The following is a 17,666-nucleotide window of genomic DNA, read 5'->3' as shown; positions in this document are numbered from 1 at the left end:
CATCAAGATCAGGTTGCCGTCACGCCGGTTACCAGCCGCGTCCGGAGTCTACCCAGAAGTTCACGGACAGCGACGTGGACACTGACTCTACCTGGTGGAACCAGCCCTCGGGCAGGAACAGCAAGTCGCCGGCCTGCAATACCACACGCAGGAAGGGCACCTTGAGGGCTTCGGGGAAGCGCTCGTAGTCGGGGGCATCGGGGTTGAAATCGCAGCCGTCCAGGCCGCCCTTCGGGCTGGTTGACCAGGTGCCCAATGCGGCGCGATGGTGCGGTGCTGCCAGAATGAACGATTTCTGCCCCCAGACCTGGGCGAACAGGTTGTCGGTGTCATCCCGGTGCAGGGGTGTAAGGGTGCCTTTGGGACCGATCCAGATGCGCGGTGGAATGAAGCGCTGGCGATCGAAGTAGTCCGGGTAGCGGATCAGAGCCTGCAGCTTTTCCGGCACGATATTGTTGCCCATGTAGGCGGGCGGCTCGCCGGGCTTGGCCGGCTTGTCGAGCGAAGCGATGAAGTCGGCCATGGGGGTGGCGCGGAAGTCGCGGTCGGTAGAGAAGGTCTTCTTCACGTAGTCACCATGCCGGGTGATGCCCTGCAGCTCGGCAAAGTGGGCCAGCGAAGCGTCACGGCCCATGGTGAACAGCGGCCAGTCGCCAAGGGCATCGCTCAGCACCACTGGCACGCCCGTTGAAAGGTGTTCATGGTGAAACCGCGACGGCGGCATTTCGGCCCGTGACAGGCGTTGTACCTCATACAGCACGGGTTGGGCTGCCGAGACCTCCTCGCTGTAGCGTCCTGGCGTGGGGTAGCGCTGGTTCATTGCTGCCTTGCTGGTGGTCGCGCCTTGCCGCGCGCTGCTGATAACCTGCGGCAGTAGGGTCGCCAGGCCCATGTTGCCGGTTATTTTCAGGCGTCCACTGGCGAACAGCTCCTCTACGTCGACAGCGCCCGCCATGATGCCGAGGAAGTCATCTTGAGCCACTTCGATCGTGACGTCCGGAGCCTCATGCCAGCCACCCCCCGTGCAGAGGTTGGTGCATACCTCGGACCAGTAGGCGAGTCCCTGGCCGAAGTTGAACTGGAACACGCCTTCGATGCCGACGGCATGGGCATTGACGAACAGTTTTTCGAGTATGCGCTGAAGGTCCACGGTAAGCCTCGTCGGTTGTCGTTGTGCAGGGTTGGCATGGGCGCGTGTGGCCGGGCCCGGGTTGTCAGGCGCGCGGGCGCTGGCGCAGTACGTCGACCAAGCGGTCGATTTCCGCTTCGGTATTCAGCAAACCCGGCGCAGTGCGCACCACTGGCCCGGCATCGCGCGAGACGGCGTCGACGATGATGCGTTGGCTAGTCAGGTACCTGGCCAGCGCGTCGGCATCCTGGCCTTTGCCGCGAAAGAAGGTGAAGCCCGCCGAATGGGTGCTGCTGCGTGGCGTCACCAGTTCGATGGCAGGCAGGCTTTCCAGCTGTTGCTTCAGGTAGTCGTTGAGGGCGTGGATGCGTGCCTGCACGGCAGCCTTGCCGGTTTGCAGGTGCAGTTCGAACGCCTTGCCCAGGGCCCAGCGGTGCTCGAAGGCGTGGTAGCCGCCCGGGCTCATGATGGTGGCGAAGTCTTCGTTTTCCGAGAAGGTGGCGATGCTCGGTTGCAGCTGCCCCAGTGCCGAGGATGCGGCGCAGATGATGCCTGTCCCGCGGGGGCCGAACATCCACTTGTGGGTCCCGGATATGAAGTAGTCGCAGTTCAGGTCGGCGAAGCGCATGTCCTCGACGCCAAAACCGTGAACCCCGTCGATGACATACAGGATATGGTCGCGTTCGTCCCTGTTCTGATTGACCTCGCGTACGAGCGCACCGATTTCGCCAACCGGCAGTTTCACCCCGCTGCCCGAATGTACCCAGGTCATGCCCAGCACGCGCGTTTGTGGGGAAATGGCGGCCCGCACGGTACCCAGCACCTGGTCGGTGCTCACCTGCCAGGGTTGCTCGAACAGGCGTAGCCTGCGTACCGGGTTGCCATCGCGGGCGCTGCGGTAGTTCATGGTCTGCCGTGCGGCGGAATGCTCGTGCACCGTGGTCAGGATTTCCTGGCCGGGCGCCAGCTTGATGCCGCCATAAATCAAACCCAGGCCCTCGGTAGTGCTGCCCGTCAGGGCAATCTGGCGTGGCGCCACCTCCAGGTAGCGTGCCGCCCATTGGCGCACCTCAGCCTCGTGCTTCCACTCCGACTGGGCATCCCAGTCGACCATCAGCGCCGGGTGACGGTCGAAACGTGCACGCAGGGCCTCGATGGCTTCGCGTACCGGCCTTGGATGAGAGGTGATCAGGAAGTTGGCGAAGTGCGCATAGTTTGGGTCGAGTTCGAACAGGCGGCGAAAATCGGCCCATCGTTGGTTGCCGGCGCTCGGTATCGGCGTGGCGGCCTCGGCAACGGGTAGCAGATGGCTGGCGAGGGGCAGGCCAGCGGCGAGGATGCCGGCCCTTTTGAGAAAATTGCGGCGGTCGTTCATAAAGGTGCCCAATGGCTTAGCGCAGTGAAGTGTCGGTACCGCGGGCGGCGCTCTGTACCTGTGCCCAGACGCGCAGGAAGTTGCCACTCCAAAGCTTGGCGATGTCGGCTTCGGAGTAGCCGCGGGTAAGGAGTTCGGCCGTTACGTTGCGTGCTTGGCTGGCGTCGTGCCAGCCGTCGATGCCGCCGCCTTCGTTGAAGTCCGAGCTGATGCCTACGTGGTCTATGCCGAGCTTGCGCACGGTGTAATCGATGGCATCACCGTAGTCCTTCAGGGTCGCTGGCGGCTCCTGTTCGAGGATTGCATAGAGTTCGTTGGCATATTGCCCGACCTTCTGCTCGGGCCAGCCGGCTATGACCGGGTCGCCAGGCATCAGCGCGTAGTTCAGGTCAGCCAGTGGCGGCAGCGCGTAGCGGGCACGCAAGGCATTGAGCTTTTCCTGGGTCTGCGCGCTGAGCGGCTTGAGGTAGCTGGAGAACGCGACCAGTTGCACGACCCCGCCGCTTTCCTTGATCAACTGCATTTCCTTGTCGGACAGGTTACGGTTGATATCGACCATGGCCCGTGGTGCCGAGTGCGACGCCACCACCGGAGTACGGCTGAGCTGAATGACCTGGTTCAGCGCCTTGCTGGACATCTGCGAGACATCGATGATCACACCCAGGTCATTGAGCCGTTGTACGGCGCGCTTGCCGATGGGGGACAGACCCTCGAGCGCATCGACAGTGTCATTGAAGAACGGTAAGGGGCGAGACGAGTCGGCCCAGCTGTTGTTGCCGACGTAGCTGAAGCCGAACATGCGCACCCCGCGTGCCGCCCAGCGGTCGAGCTGGTCGATATCGTCCCCCAGCGCATACGCGTTGAGCATGCTCAGGAACACCGCGAACTTGCCTTCGCCGTGCAAGCGCCGCATGTCCTGTGGGGTGTAGGCGATGGCGACGCGTTCGGGGAAGTCGCGCACCATTGCGGTGATGGCGTTGTAGCGCACTTCCTGGGTGTGGTGGGCGGCCTCGACGAAACCTGGCGTGGGGCGATGCGGGCTGTTTGCGCCCGTCCAGGATTCGGGCCAGGCAAAGATGGTCAGCGCCGCGCCAGACAACCGCCCTTGGGCAGCCTTGGCCAGGTCGAAGCGGCCCGGTCCGTCCTTGTCGGCTTCGCTGCCTTCGTTGCCGAAGTCCAGCGGCAAGGTGACATGGCTGTCGAACGAGATGATGCGTTCCTGCAAGTCGTTGGCTTGACGAACGACTTCCCGGGAGTAGCCGCCAGGGGCCGCGAAATGGTACCAGGCAGCCAGACCGGCACCCGCGGCGACTGCCGCAGCCAGGCTGATGTACAGGGCTTTTTTCCAGCGTGGTGTCGTCATCTTGGTCTCGGTAGGTTCGCCGTCGAGGGAGGGCACAGAGGCCGTCGCTACCTGGGGTGAACGAGTCGACACGGAGGAAATTTAGCCGCCCCGGCCGCGGCGTTAAATTTCAGTGCAGGTACAACGTTCTAGCCTTGGACGGGCCGTGCTCCATGGCCGCAATGAAGGCGCAGGTAGTTGCAATGACGATTTCTCGACGCGGGTTCATCGCTGCTGTGGCATTGACGGGCGTAGCGGTACCCGGAGCGCTGTATTTACAGCGCCAGCGGGATGCCGAGGCGTTTCCGGAAACGCCTGGCGAGGCTGTTGTCGAGTTGGCCGATACCCGCCTGCAGCAGCTGGGCGACATCCTGCGGGGCATCTGGCGCTGGACTGCACATGGCAAGGATGCCCAACTGCTGGGTTTGCCCGACGGGGAGCTGGAATTGTTTCTGGATGTCGCCAGCAATGGCCGGGGGCTGCGAGGTTACCTGGACACCGCCGAACGCCTGCGCAGTGAGCAGGAACCCCGTTATCGGGTCATGGGTGACTTGCTGACGGACAAGCCCGGGATGTTGCGCTGGCGGCTGTTTTCAACCGAGCCCGGTGCAGGGCAGGCGCGCTATGAATGCCATGTGGTGCTCGATGAGGTCTGGGGCGCCTATGGCAATGCCGGGCCGGCAACGCTCAATGGTCGTATCTCGGCCCTGGACCGCGCCCTGTCTCTGCCTGTTCTGGACAATGGCTTCCTGGCCTTGAAGCGGCCTTTCCCGGAGGCTCGCGAACGTACGCCGCTGTCGCCACAGCTGCTGGCGTGGCTCATTTCGCCGGAGCATCGGCTGTTCCACCAGCTATGGCACGCATCGCGGGACAAGTGGCACAAGCTGGAAGAGGACAAGCAATCCGCCCTGCGTGGCTTGGGCTGGCAACCCGGGCCGCGTGGCCAGGAGCGTGATGCGCGTGGCCGGCACAAGGATCGCAACGGTTCCGGAGAGGACTTCCTGTTCATGCACCGGCACATGCTCGGCAGTGCCAGGGCCCTGCAGGACCTGCCTTCGTGGACGCGGTTCCCGCTGCCTCAGCCGGAGCTCGAGCGTGACCGCATCGGTTTTGCCCGTTACTTCGACAACCACGACGGCAATGCCTTGCCACCGACCTGGCTGGCCCATGACGACCAGGAGTACACCCAGTGGGTACGCGACATCAAAAGCCCGGATACCTTCCACGGCAACTTTCAGGTCTGGGAGTCGCGCTACAGTGATCCGGAATATCTGAGCAAGCTGACCTTGGGGCAGTTCGGCTCAGAACTGGAGCTGGGCCTGCATGACTGGTTGCACATGCGTTGGGCGGCGGTGCCGCGCGACCCGTCCAACGGTATGCCGGTGCCTGCTGCACGTACCCCGGGTGATTTCGCTGAGCGCTGGTTCGAAGCACGCAACGATTTTCTCGGCGACCCGTTCTCGTCACATGTAAACCCGGTGTTCTGGCATTTTCATGGCTGGATCGACGACCGAGTCGACGATTGGTTCCGAGCCCATGAGCGGGTCCACCCGGGTGAGATCCGCCGCTTGCAGGTGAACGGCGTGCCCTGGTTCGCACCCGGGCGTTGGGTGGCGGTGGCTGACCCGTGGCTGGGTCCCGATACCCATGGCTGTTCGACGGTGCCGGGCTTGCGGCCCGGTCGAAGCGTCGAAATGGACCCGGAAACCATGAAGCTGGCGTTGCGCATCATTTATGGCAACGAAGACCTCTTTGCCCGGCTGCAACCACGGGTGCCGCAGCGCCCCTGGTATGCCCGCAATCTCAAGGTTGTACGGGCGTCGGGTTGACGGTAAGCACAGCGCAGGTGTGCGTTGCTGAGAATCATTATATTTTGTAAGATCGCACGCTGATATCACTCAGTTCTGCATCTGCCCCAGCGTGGGTGTGCAGACGATTCCAGGTGTGTTTGTGGAACGTTACTATCGTGAGTTGGTGAGTTTCCTGTCCGCGCGCTTGGGTAACCGTCAGGCGGCAGAGGATGTTGCCCACGATGCCTACCTGCGGGTACTGGAGCGAACGGACAACGGGCAGATCGAGCATCCGCGCGCATTCCTGTACCGTATCGCCCTGAACCTGGTGATCGACCGTCATCGTCGCCATCTGGTGCGTCAGGCCGAACCGCTTGAGATACTCGACAGTGATGAGGGCGGGCATGTGCCGGCGCTGGCGCAGGAACTGCAGCTCAACCAACGCCTGGCCCTCATGCAGCGGGCGCTTGACGAACTGACCGGCCCCTGCCGCGAATGCTTCCTGCTGCGCAAGATCGAAGGCCTTTCACATCTGCAGATCGCCGAGCGGCTGGGCATCTCCCGCAGCCTGGTGGAAAAGCACATCGTCAATGCCATGAAGCACTGCCGGGTGCGCATGCGGCAATGGGAATCCTGATTGCCAGGTTAAAGGCAAATGCAAATTCCGTCAGTCAATCACTTGATTTATGCGGCTTTCCCGACTTCTATCAAAGAAGACCGTTGCCGGGCATGGCCTTGGCATTAGCCGTTATTGGCGCAGTATGGTCATGGAGCGTGCCCATTACCCAATGGCCTAGGTCCGACCATGGTAAACAAGACCCTGCGCATTCTCATCGCCGATACACACCCGTGCCAGCGCCTGCAGCTGGAGCGGTTGCTCAATGGTTTGGGCTATTACCGGATAGCCCCAGTGGCCAGCTTCGAGGAGCTGCAGCGCCTGGTGCAGTGCGCCTTGCAGCCCTTTCACCTGTTGCTGGGCAATATCGAGCTGGCCAGCCATTGTGGCGTCGATCTAGAGCGCTTCTGCCGTGTCAGCACACAGATCCAGCATGCACTGCTTTACCATTCCAGCCAGTTGAAAGTGCCAGCAGTGCCGCAGGCCGAGCGCCAGGCGGTCAGCCTGAGCCTGCCTCAGGCGCCCGATAACGAGGCGCTGGAGACGTTCATGGCAATCATCGACGCACCGATGGTGGTCGGCAGACTACCGCTGCCGGGCACCCTGCCGGCCAATACAGCGCGGCCACGGCCGCGAGCCAACTTTGCGCATACGGTGTTCAACCGCTAGCGGTACCACCGGCGGGGCAATCGGGCAGCTATTTGTTATGCTCTTGCCCTTTGCCGATCTGCGGACCCTGCCATGACTGCCATCGATACCGCTCGCCCGCCCCGGTTCAGCCGCGGCGACCATCGGACCCTGGGCCTGGCGGCGCTGGGTGGCGCGCTGGAAATCTACGACTTCATCATTTTCGTGTTCTTCGCGCTGACCCTCAGCCAGCTGTTCTTCCCGCCCGAGATGCCCGAATGGCTGCGCTTGCTGCAAAGCTTCGGAATCTTCGTCACCGGCTATCTGGCGCGGCCGCTGGGCGGCATCCTGATGGCGCACTTCGCCGACCACCTGGGGCGCAAGCGGGTATTCAGCCTGAGCATCCTGATGATGGCCCTGCCGTGTCTGCTGATCGGGGTGATGCCGACCTATGCCGACATCGGCTATGCCGCCCCGCTGATCCTGTTGGCCTTGCGCATCCTCCAGGGGGCTGCCGTAGGCGGTGAAGTGCCAAGCGCCTGGACGTTCGTTGCCGAGCACGCGCCCAACGGGCGGCGCGGTTATGCCCTGGGCTTTCTGCAGGCCGGGCTGACTTTCGGCTACCTGCTGGGGGCGCTGACCGCCACCTTGCTGGCGCAACTGTTCACCCCGCAGGAAATCCTCGATTACGCCTGGCGCTACCCGTTCCTGTTGGGTGGGGTGTTCGGTGTGGTGGGTGTGTGGCTGCGCCGCTGGCTCAGTGAAACACCGGTGTTCCTCGCCCTGCGCGCGCGCCAGGAGCAACCTGTGAGTTTTCCGCTGCGGCGAGTGCTGGGTGAACACCGCCGGGCATTGATCCCTGCCGCGTTGCTGACCTGTGTGCTGACCTCGGCGGTGGTGGTGCTGGTGGTGATCACGCCGACGGTGATGCAGCAGCGCTTCGGCATGACTGCCGGGCATACCTTCGCCCTCAGCAGTGTGGGCATCGTCTTCCTCAACATGGGCTGCGTGCTGGCCGGGCTGCTGGTCGACCGTGTGGGTGCCTGGCGCGCGCTGATGCTGTATAGCCTGTTGCTGCCGCTGGGTATTGGCGCGTTGTACGCCAGCCTGGTGGGGCAGTGGGGCATGACCTGGCTGGCCTATGCGCTGGCGGGGTTGAGCTGTGGCGTGGTGGGGGTGGTGCCCTCGGTGATGGTGGGGCTGTTCCCGGCGCAGATCCGCGTATCGGGCATTTCCTTCACCTACAACGTAGCCTACGCAGTGTGGGCCAGTACCACGCCGCTGGCACTGATTGCGCTGATGCCGTGGAGCCCGTGGGTGTGTGTCGGGTTTTGTCTGATCATGGGCGCGGTGGGGCTGCTGACGGCCTTGTATTTCGGGCGTCGTGAGCCATTGGTGTTTGCGGCGGAGCCGATGCCGGTCATGTGTGGCGACAAATGATCGGGTAACGCGCATGGGGCATTGAGTCATCCTTCCGGGCGGGGGTTATTGGAATAACCTATTGGCCAGATTTAACCTGGAAGGTTAATTTCTCATGGAAAAGAGAACGCCTCACTGCCCTTTGCATCGGCTGCAAGTGCTATTGAGCCAAGGGAAGGTACGTACCACCCAGGCGGCGACCCTGGGAGCGCGGTCGCTTGGGCTAGGTCCCTATGACATGTTGGATGTTGTCCGCGGGCTATCGCCAGGTGACTTCCATAAAAGTATGACGAGCTACAACGATCATCGTATTTGGCAGGATGTCTATCGGGCGCAAACCGCCGTAGGCAGGGTTTACCTCAAGCTGACGGTGGTCGACGATCTGCTCATCCTATCTTTCAAGGAGCTTTGAAATGAAATGTCCCCTATGTGGAGGAGCGGAGTTGGTTGCGCAGTCGCGAGACATGCCGTATCGCTACAAAGGTGAGGCGACCGTCATCCCGGACATCTTTGGTGACTACTGCCCGACGTGTGGCGAGGCGGTACTGGGCATGGACGAGGCCCAGCGTATGAGTGATCTGATGACGGCGTTTGAGCGCAAGGTCAATGCAGCCGTTGTCGATCCCGGCTTCATTGCTGCCATGCGCAGAAAGTTCGACCTCGACCAGCGTGAAGCGGGGGAAATCTTCGGTGGTGGGGTCAATGCGTTCTCCCGTTATGAAAACGGCAAGACCACCCCGCCAGTGGCGTTGGTGAAACTGCTCAAGCTGCTGGATCGCCATCCAGAACTCTTTGAGGAAGTGCGTACTGCCTGATAATGGCAGCCAACAAAAAGCCCCCGGCTCATGAGGACCGGGGGCTTTTTGTTGCCGCAAGGGCAGGGGCCTTACATGTTCGGGTAGTTCGGCCCGCCAGCGCCTTCAGGGGTGACCCAGGTGATGTTCTGGGCCGGGTCCTTGATGTCGCAGGTCTTGCAGTGCACGCAGTTCTGCGCGTTGATCTGGAAACGCTTGTTGCCGTCTTCCTGGGTGACCACTTCGTACACACCTGCCGGGCAGTAGCGCTGGGCAGGCTCGTCGTACAGCGGCAGGTTGCTGGCGATCGGTACGCTCGGATCGGTCAGCTTCAGGTGGCAGGGTTGTTCCTCTTCGTGGTTGGTGCTGGAGAGGAATACCGAGCTGAGCTTGTCGAAGCTGAGCTTGCCGTCCGGTTTCGGGTAGTCGATCTTTTTCGAGTCGGCGGCCAGCTTGAGGCAGGCATAGTCCGGCTTGGTGTCGTGCAGGGTGAACGGCAGCTTGCCACCGAACCAGTTCTGGTCGACATAGTTGAACGCCGCGCCCAGCAGCGGGCCGAACTTGTGCATGGCCGGGCCGAAGTTGCGGCTGGCGAACAGTTCTTCGTACAGCCAGCTGGCCTTGAAGGCGCTGACATAGCTGTTCAACTGATCACCGCCTTCGCTACCGGCGATCAATGCGTCGGCCACTGCTTCGGCAGCAAGCATGCCGGACTTCATCGCGGTATGGCTGCCCTTGATCTTGGCCACGTTCATGGTGCCCAGGTCGCAACCGATCAGCGCGCCACCATTGAAGACCATTTTCGGCAGCGAGTTGATGCCGCCCTTGGCCAAGGCGCGGGCGCCGTAGCTGATGCGCTTGCCGCCCTCGAGGTACTGGCTGATCACCGGGTGGTGCTTGAGGCGCTGGAATTCGTCGAACGGCGACAGGTAGGGGTTGGCGTAGGACAGGTCGACGATCAGGCCGACCACCACTTGGTTGTTTTCCAGGTGATAAAGGAACGAGCCACCGGTGTTTTCCTTGGCCACCACGTCCAGCGGCCAGCCGGCGGTGTGAACCACCAGGCCCTGTTCGTGCTTGGCCGGGTCGATTTCCCAGATTTCCTTCAGACCGATGCCGTAGTGCTGGACGTCGGACTCGCTGTCGAGGTTGAAGCGCTTGATCAGCTGCTTGCCAATATGGCCACGGCAGCCTTCGGCGAACAGGGTGTACTTGGCGCGCAGTTCCATGCCCGGGGTGTACAGGCCGTCCTTGGGGTTGCCTTCACGGTCGACACCGAGGTCGCCGGTAACGATGCCGCGGACCACGCCGTTGTCGTCGAACAGCGCTTCCTGGGCGGCGAAGCCCGGGTAGATCTCTACACCGAGGTTTTCGGCCTGCTGCGCCAGCCAGCGGCACAGGTTGCCCAGCGAGATGATGTAGTTGCCATGGTTGTGCATGGTCTTGGGCACGAACAGGTCAGGCACCTTGGTCGCGCTGCCGGCATCCTTGAGCACGTAGATGTCGTCGCGCTTCACTTCGGTGTTCAGCGGTGCACCGAGTGCTTTCCAGTCGGGGAACAGCTCGTTCAGGGCGCGGGGCTCGAACACTGCGCCAGAGAGGATGTGGGCGCCGACTTCAGAGCCTTTCTCCACCACGCAGACGCTGATTTCGCTACCGGCTTCGGCGGCCTTCTGCTTCAGGCGGCAGGCGGCGGACAGGCCCGCCGGGCCGGCGCCGACGATGACCACGTCGAATTCCATGTATTCGCGTTCCACTGGTTCTCTCCTACTCATCAAGGCTCGTGCTGTTGCTTTGTCTTATGGGTGCGGGGCATTCGCAGCGGTTCTACGCAACGGCGGAACTGTAGCTGGGCAAATGACGGACTACACCGTTTTGTCTTGGCCGCGCATTATATCTACACCACTTGGCGGGTCCAATACAAACGTTTGTTTGAATTTGCCGCAGGCCAGTAAAATCACAGGAACGCGGCTGGAGGGTGACCGATTTGCCGTATTGACCGGAATGGGTGTTACGGTCAAGATACGAGCGGTTTTACGTTCGCCGTAGGCTTGCAGCCGGGCGCAGGTACACCTCTAAAGACCAGGTGTGGAGCAGGGTTTTGCGGGCTTAGGCCGGTTTGTAGTGGAGTTTACACGCCACGACAGGAAATGACCCGTGAGGATTTGTCGCAAGAGTCCGAACAAGACTGTTTGGTCACTGTGAAGTTGCTGCCTCCCGATACGTCTTTAGAGGTGCCCTTGTACCCACGCGCATCGCAGGGCTCTGCCCCAGGCGACTATCTATTCACCGGAGAGTAACGAGGAATCCATGAAGGTTCTTGTAGCTGTCAAACGAGTGGTCGACTACAACGTCAAGGTTCGCGTCAAAGCGGACAACTCCGGCGTCGACCTTGCTAACGTCAAGATGTCCATGAACCCCTTCTGCGAAATCGCCGTCGAAGAAGCCGTGCGCCTGAAGGAAAAAGGCGTTGCGACCGAGATCGTCGTCGTTTCCGTCGGCCCGACCACTGCCCAGGAGCAACTGCGTACCGCCCTGGCCCTGGGTGCCGACCGTGCCATCCTGGTAGAAGCCGCTGACGAACTGAACTCCCTGGCCGTGGCCAAGGCGCTGAAGGCCGTTGTCGACAAGGAGCAGCCGCAGCTGGTCATCCTCGGCAAACAGGCCATCGACAGTGACAACAACCAGACCGGCCAGATGCTGGCCGCGCTGACTGGCTTCGCCCAGGGCACCTTCGCTTCCAAGGTCGAAGTCGCTGGCGACAAGCTGAATGTCACCCGTGAAATCGATGGCGGCCTGCAGACCGTTGCGCTGAACCTGCCCGCGATCGTCACCACCGACCTGCGCCTGAACGAGCCACGCTACGCGTCGCTGCCGAACATCATGAAGGCCAAGAAGAAGCCGCTGGAGACTGTTACTCCAGACGCACTGGGCGTTTCCCTCGCCTCCACCAACAAGACCGTGAAGGTTGAAGCCCCGGCTGCCCGCAGCGCGGGCATCAAGGTCAAATCGGTGGCCGAACTGGTCGAGAAGCTGAAGAACGAAGCGAAGGTAATCTGATATGACTATCCTGGTTGTCGCTGACCTTCTACAAGGTCCGGAGAACGGTGCCGTAGCCCCGGCCACCCTGAACACTGTCGCCGCAGCCGCCAAGATCGGTGGTGATGTGCACGTGCTGGTCGCAGGCCAGAACGTCGGTGGCGTTGCTGAAGCCGCTGCCAAAATCGCTGGCGTTGCCAAGGTGCTGGTGGCTGATAACGCCGCCTACGCCCACGTCCTGCCGGAAAACGTCGCGCCGCTGATCGTCGAGCTGGCCAAGGGTTACAGCCATGTGCTGGCCCCGGCTACCACCAACGGCAAGAACATCCTGCCACGTGTTGCCGCGCTGCTGGACGTGGACCAGATCTCCGAGATCATCTCGGTCGAGTCCGCCGACACCTTCAAGCGCCCGATCTATGCGGGTAACGCCATTGCTACCGTGCAATCGAGCGCGGCCATCAAGGTGATCACCGTGCGTACCACCGGCTTCGACGCCGTGGCCGCCGAAGGTGGTTCGGCTGCCGTCGAGGCTGTTGGCGCTGCGCACAACGCCGGCATTTCGGCTTTCGTTGGCGAAGAGCTGGCCAAGTCCGATCGCCCAGAGCTGACCGCAGCCAAGATCGTCGTTTCCGGCGGCCGTGGCATGGGCAACGGTGACAACTTCAAGCACCTGTACAGCCTGGCCGACAAGCTCGGCGCCGCCGTCGGTGCTTCGCGCGCCGCGGTCGACGCAGGCTTTGTGCCGAACGACATGCAGGTCGGCCAGACCGGCAAGATCGTTGCGCCACAGCTGTACATCGCCGTCGGTATCTCCGGCGCGATCCAGCACCTGGCCGGCATGAAAGACTCCAAAGTGATCGTGGCGATCAACAAGGATGAAGAAGCGCCGATCTTCCAGGTGGCTGATTACGGCCTGGTTGCTGACCTGTTCGAAGCGGTGCCGGAGCTGGAAAAGCTGGTCTGATCCGCCTGCTTCACTTATAAAGAACCCGGCCCTCGTTTTGAGGGTCGGGTTTTTTTATGGCTTGAGGGGTGAGGGATGACGTTGCGCGGAACGGGCAGGGTGCTGGCATGTGTGGCGCTGTTGGTGTCACCACTGGCCATGGCTGCAGGCAAGTGCGAGCGCCTGGTGGCGACCGGCAGCCCTGATGCGCCGCCCTATTCGTGGCAGGACCCGAAAGACCCGAAGCACCTGGTCGGCGCCAACGTTGACCTGTTGCGCCAGGTGGCGGAAGAGCTGGGTGTGAAGGTCGAGGTGCTGAGTGCCGGTCGCCGTGATCAGGCGCTGGAAGAGGTGCGCAGCGGGCGCATGGACCTGCTGCTCGACACCCCCATGCAGGTGGAGCAACTGACCGCGCTGGACTACATCCATCCGCCGTTGCAGCTCAATGAGTACCTGGTGTGGACCCGCCATGATGCAGCGGTGACCTTTGATGGCCCGGCCGATCTGGCCAGGTACCAGGGCAGTTTGTCCGAGCGTGCGCGCCTGACCCCGGCCTTTACTGCGTTCGCCAAGGCCCAGCTCAAGCTGGTGCCGGCGCAGAACCTGACCCAGGCGTTCCAGAAACTGGTACTCGGCCAGGTGGATTATGTGCTGGCTGGCCGTTACTCCGGTATGGCCATGGCCCAGAGCCTGGGTATGAGCAATGACCTGATAGCCCGCGGCTTGCCGGTGGACAGGCCGGGCCTGTACCTGGCGCTGTCGCACAACTCGGCGTGCAATGACAGCTGGTTGCGTGGGCAATTGGCAAAAAAACTGACAGAATTGCCGATCTCTGGTGCATCCGAAGCTGTGCTGCAACGTAATGTCGAGCGCTGGAAAGCGCAGTTGCACGTGCCTGCGGACGCCCCCAAACACTAGGAAGATTGCGTGAGAACCCAACCACTAATCCTCGCCCTGGCCGTGCTCGGCCTGGCTGGCTGCGCCAATGATCCGGCCCCTGACGAGCAGATGCGCATTTCCGAACAGGCTCTGGACCAGGCCAAGGCCGTCGGCGCCACTGAGCAGGTAGAAACGCTGAAACTGGCTGAAGACAAGCTGGCCCGCGCCAAGGCCAACATGCTTACCCAGGACTATCGCGATGCGCGCATGCGCGCCGAGCAGGCCGAGCTGGATGCGCGCCTGGCCGAGGCCCAGGTGCTGAACCAGAAGAGCGAAGAGCAGCTGCAGGTGCTGCAGTCGCGGGTCAAGCGCTTGCGCAAGCAACTGGAGGTGCAGCCATGATCCGTCGTACGCCTTTGGCTGCATTGGCATTGTTGGCGCTGACGGCAGGTTTGCAAGGTTGTGCCAGCCAGCGCAGCAGTGCCGCGTTGGATGAGGCCACCGTCGCCTTCCAGGGTGTCAAAGATGATTCCGATGTGCTGCGCAGCGCGCCGCGTGACGTGATTCGGGCGGGTGAATCGCTGGCTCGCGCCGAGCGCCTGTCCAGTTACATCGGCACCGGTTCTGATGTGCGGCATTATGCTTACCTCAGCCAGCGCTACAGCGAGATTGCCCGCGAGCATGCCAAGCTGGCGCTGAACCAGGAGCGCCAGGCCAAGCTCGACCTGGAGCGCCAGCGCCTGCAGCTGGCCTTGCGTGAGGCCAAGCTGGCCAGCGTGCAGCAGCAGGGCAAGTGGGTCGAGTCGCAGATTGCTGCGTTGGCTTCGGAGCAGACCGACCGTGGCTTGGTGATGACCTTGGGCGATGTGCTGTTCGATACCGGCAGTGCCGACCTGAAGAACTCGGCCAGCCGGACTGTGCTCAAGCTGGTGCAGTTCCTGCAGCTCAACCCGCGCCGGGTAGTGCGTATCGAGGGCTATACCGACAGTACTGGCGCGGGCGAGGAAAATCTCAAGCTGTCGCGCGACAGGGCGCAGTCCGTGGCCGACATGCTTGTGGACCTGGGCATCGATGAAAAGCGCCTGCAGGTCGAGGGCTATGGCGACCAGTACCCGATCGAGGCCAATGCTTCGGAGCGGGGCAGGGCGCAAAACCGACGAGTGGAGATCGTATTCTCCGATGACAAGGGTCGGCTCGCGCCAGCGCGCTGAGTCTTGTCGAAACGGGCCGCTTTGCGGCCCGTTTTATGTCGGTTTAATCGTTTCGATAGCGGTCACGCTGTTGTATTGTCGACTATGTTGCAATCTGTCCCAGTACACTTTGCAACTGTTACGGTATTCTCTACCGTCAGTGACCCGTACAAGAATAACGAGCATGTCGACATGACCAACCTGCTGCTGTACCAGCGTATCGCCCAGCAACTGGCCGATGATATCCGTCGCGGTGTCTACCAGCCAGGCGAGCGGGTACCTTCCGTGCGCAAGATGAGCGCCCAGCTCAACGTCAGCCATGCCACGGTGTTGCAGGCCTATGCCAATCTTGAGGACCAAGGGCTTATCCGGGCGCGGCCGCAGTCTGGCTATTACGTGCACCAGACCCCTGCCTTGACCGCGCAAACCCCGGACATCGCCCGGGTGGAACGCCCCGGCCTGGTCACGCGCGCCAGCATCATCCAGCAGGTGCTGACTGAGGCGCGCCGCGATGGTGTGTTCCCGTTTGGCGCTGCAGTGCCGCATGTCGACTACCTGCCAGTGCGCGCCCTGCATCAGCAAATCGCCAAGGTGACGCGCTTCCACAGCCCGCGCGCCTTCAGCTACATGTTCAGCCCCGGTTTCGAGCCGCTGCGCCGACAGATTGCCATACGCATGCGCGATGCCGGCGTGCTGGTCGACCCGCGCGAAGTGATCGTGACCCATGGGTGTGTCGATGCCCTGCAGATGTCGCTGCGGGTGCTCACCCGCCCAGGTGACCTGATTGCCGCCGAGTCGCCGACCTATTACGGCTTGCTGCAGCTGGCTGACCTGCTGGGTTTGAAAGTGATCGAAATCCCCAGTGACCCGTCCACCGGTATCAGCCTCGAAGCCTTGCAACTGGCGGCTAACCAATGGTCGATCAAGGCGCTGGTGCTCACTGCGCGCTTGAGCAACCCGCTGGGCGGCACCGTTCCCGAAGAGCGGCAAAAGCAATTGCTGCGCCTGGCCTCGGACTTCGATATCCAGATCATCGAGGATGACATCTACGGTGAGCTGATGTTCGAGCAGGGCAAGACCAAGGCGCTGAAGGCGTTCGACCGGCTGGACCGGGTAATCTACTGTTCGAGCTTCTCCAAGACCCTGTCCCCTGGCGTGCGGGTGGGCTGGATGATCGCCGGGCGTTACCAGGACGAGATTCAGCGCCTGCAGACGTTTACCACCCACTCGGCCTGTAGCGTGACGCAGATGGGCGTGGCAGCCTACCTGGAGAATGGCGGCTACGACCGGCATCTGCGCTACATACGCCAGGAATATCGCAAGAACCTCAGTGCCTATCAGTTGGCAGTGCAGCAGCACTTCCCCGAGGGTACCCAGATGACCCGGCCGACAGGCGGCTTCATTCTCTGGGTGAGCCTGCCGGGTCGGGTCAATACCCAGGAGCTGCATGTGCGCGCGCTGGAGCAGGGCATCAGCATTGCGCCAGGACTTATATTCAGTAACACAGAGCAGTTCAACCACTGTGTGCGACTCAACTGCGGCATTCCTTGGAATAAGGAGGCCGAGCGGGCTGTGATTACGCTCGGTTTGCTGGCGCAGCAGTTGTGCAGGGAGACTGCGGTTACGCTTTTGTAAGGCTTGCAAGCTGCCTGTGGAACAGGGAGCATACGCATTTTTCCTGCCAGTCTGTCCATTTGCCATGAACGTTTTGCGCTGCTTTGTTCTGATCGTGTGCCTTTTGCCGTTTTGCTGCCCGGTCGCCCCTGCCTTGGCTGCGCAACCGGCAAACGAGGTTCAGGCGGCTCAGGGTAAGCACGTGCCAAAAAGGCGACAGCCAAGCCCGCGCACAAGCCGGTCAGCAAAGCGGTTGCCAAGCCATTGCCCAAGACAGGGCTGGACCTTAGCTTGCCCGTCGAGATGGTCAACAACCTTGAGCCGAATGTGGGCACGCTTTCCCCAATCCAGCGGCGCAAACCTTTGTTGCCGCCCATGTTCACAGAAAAGCCAGAGACCAATGACAGCCCGTTCCAGCTCAATGGCCGGCTGATCAACAACGAAATGCAGCTGCAACTGCGCAATGATAGCCGTCGTGAGGTGGAGGGCGCTGCCATCGATTTCGAGTATCGCCAATAGGCGAGAACTGACTGCTGGGTCACAGCAGATTTCATCGTGCCAGCAATTTCAAACGACTGTTTGAGCGGTTACTATCCAGGGACGTTCGTCCCGTTTTGTTCCAGGGAGTCCTGATTTTGGTGAATAGCCATGAAATGCCGTGAGGGCTGTGGTGCCTGCTGCATCGCCCCGTCCATCACTTCTGCGATGCCGCGAATGCCCAATGGCAAGCCGGCGGGTGAGCGCTGCCTGCACCTGACTGCGGCCAACCTTTGCGACCTGTTCGGCAAGCCCGAGCGGCCGGCGGTGTGCGGTGGCTTCAAGGCGGATGCCGAGGTGTGCGGCAGTGATCGTGACGAGGCAATCAGGATTCTTGGCTGGTGGGAGCAGATGACGGCGGCGTGACAGGCT

Annotated in this window: 17 protein-coding genes and 1 pseudogene; 14 read left to right on the top strand and 4 right to left on the bottom strand. The window is 61.9% G+C overall.

What is annotated here, in order from left to right; all coding sequences use genetic code 11:
- Positions 1-28: 28 nt before the first annotated feature.
- The 3 genes from AB5975_00765 to AB5975_00755 form a co-directional block, all read right to left on the bottom strand.
- On the bottom strand, positions 29-1,150 hold the full coding sequence (locus AB5975_00765; protein ID XDR20541.1) for a cupin-like domain-containing protein: 1,122 nt from the start codon (positions 1,148-1,150) through the stop codon (positions 29-31).
- 64 nt (positions 1,151-1,214) lie between these two features.
- Complete coding sequence (locus AB5975_00760) at positions 1,215-2,504, bottom strand: aminotransferase class V-fold PLP-dependent enzyme (protein ID XDR20540.1); 1,290 nt, start codon at positions 2,502-2,504, stop codon at positions 1,215-1,217.
- 16 nt (positions 2,505-2,520) lie between these two features.
- Entirely contained in the window at positions 2,521-3,867 is a 1,347-nt protein-coding gene (locus AB5975_00755; protein ID XDR20539.1) for a dipeptidase, read from the bottom strand.
- A 182-nt stretch (positions 3,868-4,049) separates the two neighbouring features.
- Between AB5975_00755 and AB5975_00750 the strand changes: the two genes are divergently transcribed.
- The 6 genes from AB5975_00750 to AB5975_00725 all read left to right on the top strand — a co-directional run bounded on the left by AB5975_00750 (position 4,050) and on the right by AB5975_00725 (position 9,113).
- A complete protein-coding gene (locus tag AB5975_00750) occupies positions 4,050-5,675 on the top strand; it encodes a twin-arginine translocation signal domain-containing protein (protein XDR20538.1) in 1,626 nt (541 codons plus the stop codon).
- A gap of 121 nt (positions 5,676-5,796) precedes the next feature.
- Positions 5,797-6,273 (top strand): sigma-70 family RNA polymerase sigma factor, encoded by a 477-nt coding sequence (locus AB5975_00745; GenBank protein ID XDR20537.1) that lies wholly within the window; start codon positions 5,797-5,799, stop codon positions 6,271-6,273.
- A gap of 168 nt (positions 6,274-6,441) precedes the next feature.
- Positions 6,442-6,921 (top strand): histidine kinase, encoded by a 480-nt coding sequence (locus tag AB5975_00740; GenBank protein ID XDR20536.1) that lies wholly within the window; start codon positions 6,442-6,444, stop codon positions 6,919-6,921.
- Positions 6,922-6,993: 72 nt separating this feature from the next.
- Complete coding sequence (locus AB5975_00735; GenBank protein XDR20535.1) at positions 6,994-8,319, top strand: MFS transporter; 1,326 nt, start codon at positions 6,994-6,996, stop codon at positions 8,317-8,319.
- Positions 8,320-8,413: 94 nt separating this feature from the next.
- Entirely contained in the window at positions 8,414-8,710 is a 297-nt protein-coding gene (locus AB5975_00730) for a type II toxin-antitoxin system MqsR family toxin (GenBank protein ID XDR20534.1), read from the top strand.
- A 1-nt stretch (position 8,711) separates the two neighbouring features.
- On the top strand, positions 8,712-9,113 hold the full coding sequence (locus tag AB5975_00725; protein XDR20533.1) for a type II TA system antitoxin MqsA family protein: 402 nt from the start codon (positions 8,712-8,714) through the stop codon (positions 9,111-9,113).
- A 71-nt stretch (positions 9,114-9,184) separates the two neighbouring features.
- On the opposite strand, the gene AB5975_00720 is transcribed toward AB5975_00725, so the two are convergent.
- On the bottom strand, positions 9,185-10,867 hold the full coding sequence (locus tag AB5975_00720) for an electron transfer flavoprotein-ubiquinone oxidoreductase (protein XDR20532.1): 1,683 nt from the start codon (positions 10,865-10,867) through the stop codon (positions 9,185-9,187).
- A 535-nt stretch (positions 10,868-11,402) separates the two neighbouring features.
- Between AB5975_00720 and AB5975_00715 the strand changes: the two genes are divergently transcribed.
- From AB5975_00715 to AB5975_00680, 8 genes and pseudogenes are all read left to right on the top strand, one after another.
- Positions 11,403-12,152: an electron transfer flavoprotein subunit beta/FixA family protein gene (locus AB5975_00715; protein ID XDR20531.1), complete on the top strand. Its 750-nt coding sequence runs from the start codon at positions 11,403-11,405 to the stop codon at positions 12,150-12,152.
- A gap of 1 nt (position 12,153) precedes the next feature.
- Positions 12,154-13,095 carry an electron transfer flavoprotein subunit alpha/FixB family protein gene (locus AB5975_00710; GenBank protein XDR20530.1) on the top strand — a complete coding sequence of 314 codons (942 nt, stop codon included), beginning with the start codon at positions 12,154-12,156 and terminating at the stop codon, positions 13,093-13,095.
- Between the two features lie 75 nt (positions 13,096-13,170).
- Entirely contained in the window at positions 13,171-13,992 is an 822-nt protein-coding gene (locus AB5975_00705) for a substrate-binding periplasmic protein (GenBank protein XDR20529.1), read from the top strand.
- A 9-nt stretch (positions 13,993-14,001) separates the two neighbouring features.
- On the top strand, positions 14,002-14,355 hold the full coding sequence (locus AB5975_00700; GenBank protein ID XDR20528.1) for a DUF4398 domain-containing protein: 354 nt from the start codon (positions 14,002-14,004) through the stop codon (positions 14,353-14,355).
- Complete coding sequence (locus AB5975_00695) at positions 14,352-15,164, top strand: OmpA family protein (GenBank protein ID XDR20527.1); 813 nt, start codon at positions 14,352-14,354, stop codon at positions 15,162-15,164. The genes AB5975_00700 and AB5975_00695 overlap by 4 nt, the downstream gene beginning before the upstream one ends.
- Positions 15,165-15,335: 171 nt before the next feature.
- The gene (locus tag AB5975_00690) at positions 15,336-16,778 is read left to right on the top strand and encodes a PLP-dependent aminotransferase family protein (protein ID XDR20526.1); all 1,443 of its coding nucleotides are present in this window, start codon (positions 15,336-15,338) and stop codon (positions 16,776-16,778) included.
- A 64-nt stretch (positions 16,779-16,842) separates the two neighbouring features.
- A pseudogene (locus tag AB5975_00685) lies at positions 16,843-17,276 on the top strand (hypothetical protein).
- Positions 17,277-17,405: 129 nt separating this feature from the next.
- A complete protein-coding gene (locus AB5975_00680) occupies positions 17,406-17,660 on the top strand; it encodes a YkgJ family cysteine cluster protein (GenBank protein XDR20525.1) in 255 nt (84 codons plus the stop codon).
- Positions 17,661-17,666 lie beyond the last annotated feature (6 nt).

It is taken from the genome of Pseudomonas putida (assembly GCA_041071465.1).
GTDB classification, from domain to species: Bacteria; Pseudomonadota; Gammaproteobacteria; order Pseudomonadales; family Pseudomonadaceae; genus Aquipseudomonas; species Aquipseudomonas putida_P.
The sequence above is the reverse complement of the archived record's forward strand: the minus strand, read 5'-3'. Positions and strand labels throughout refer to the sequence as shown.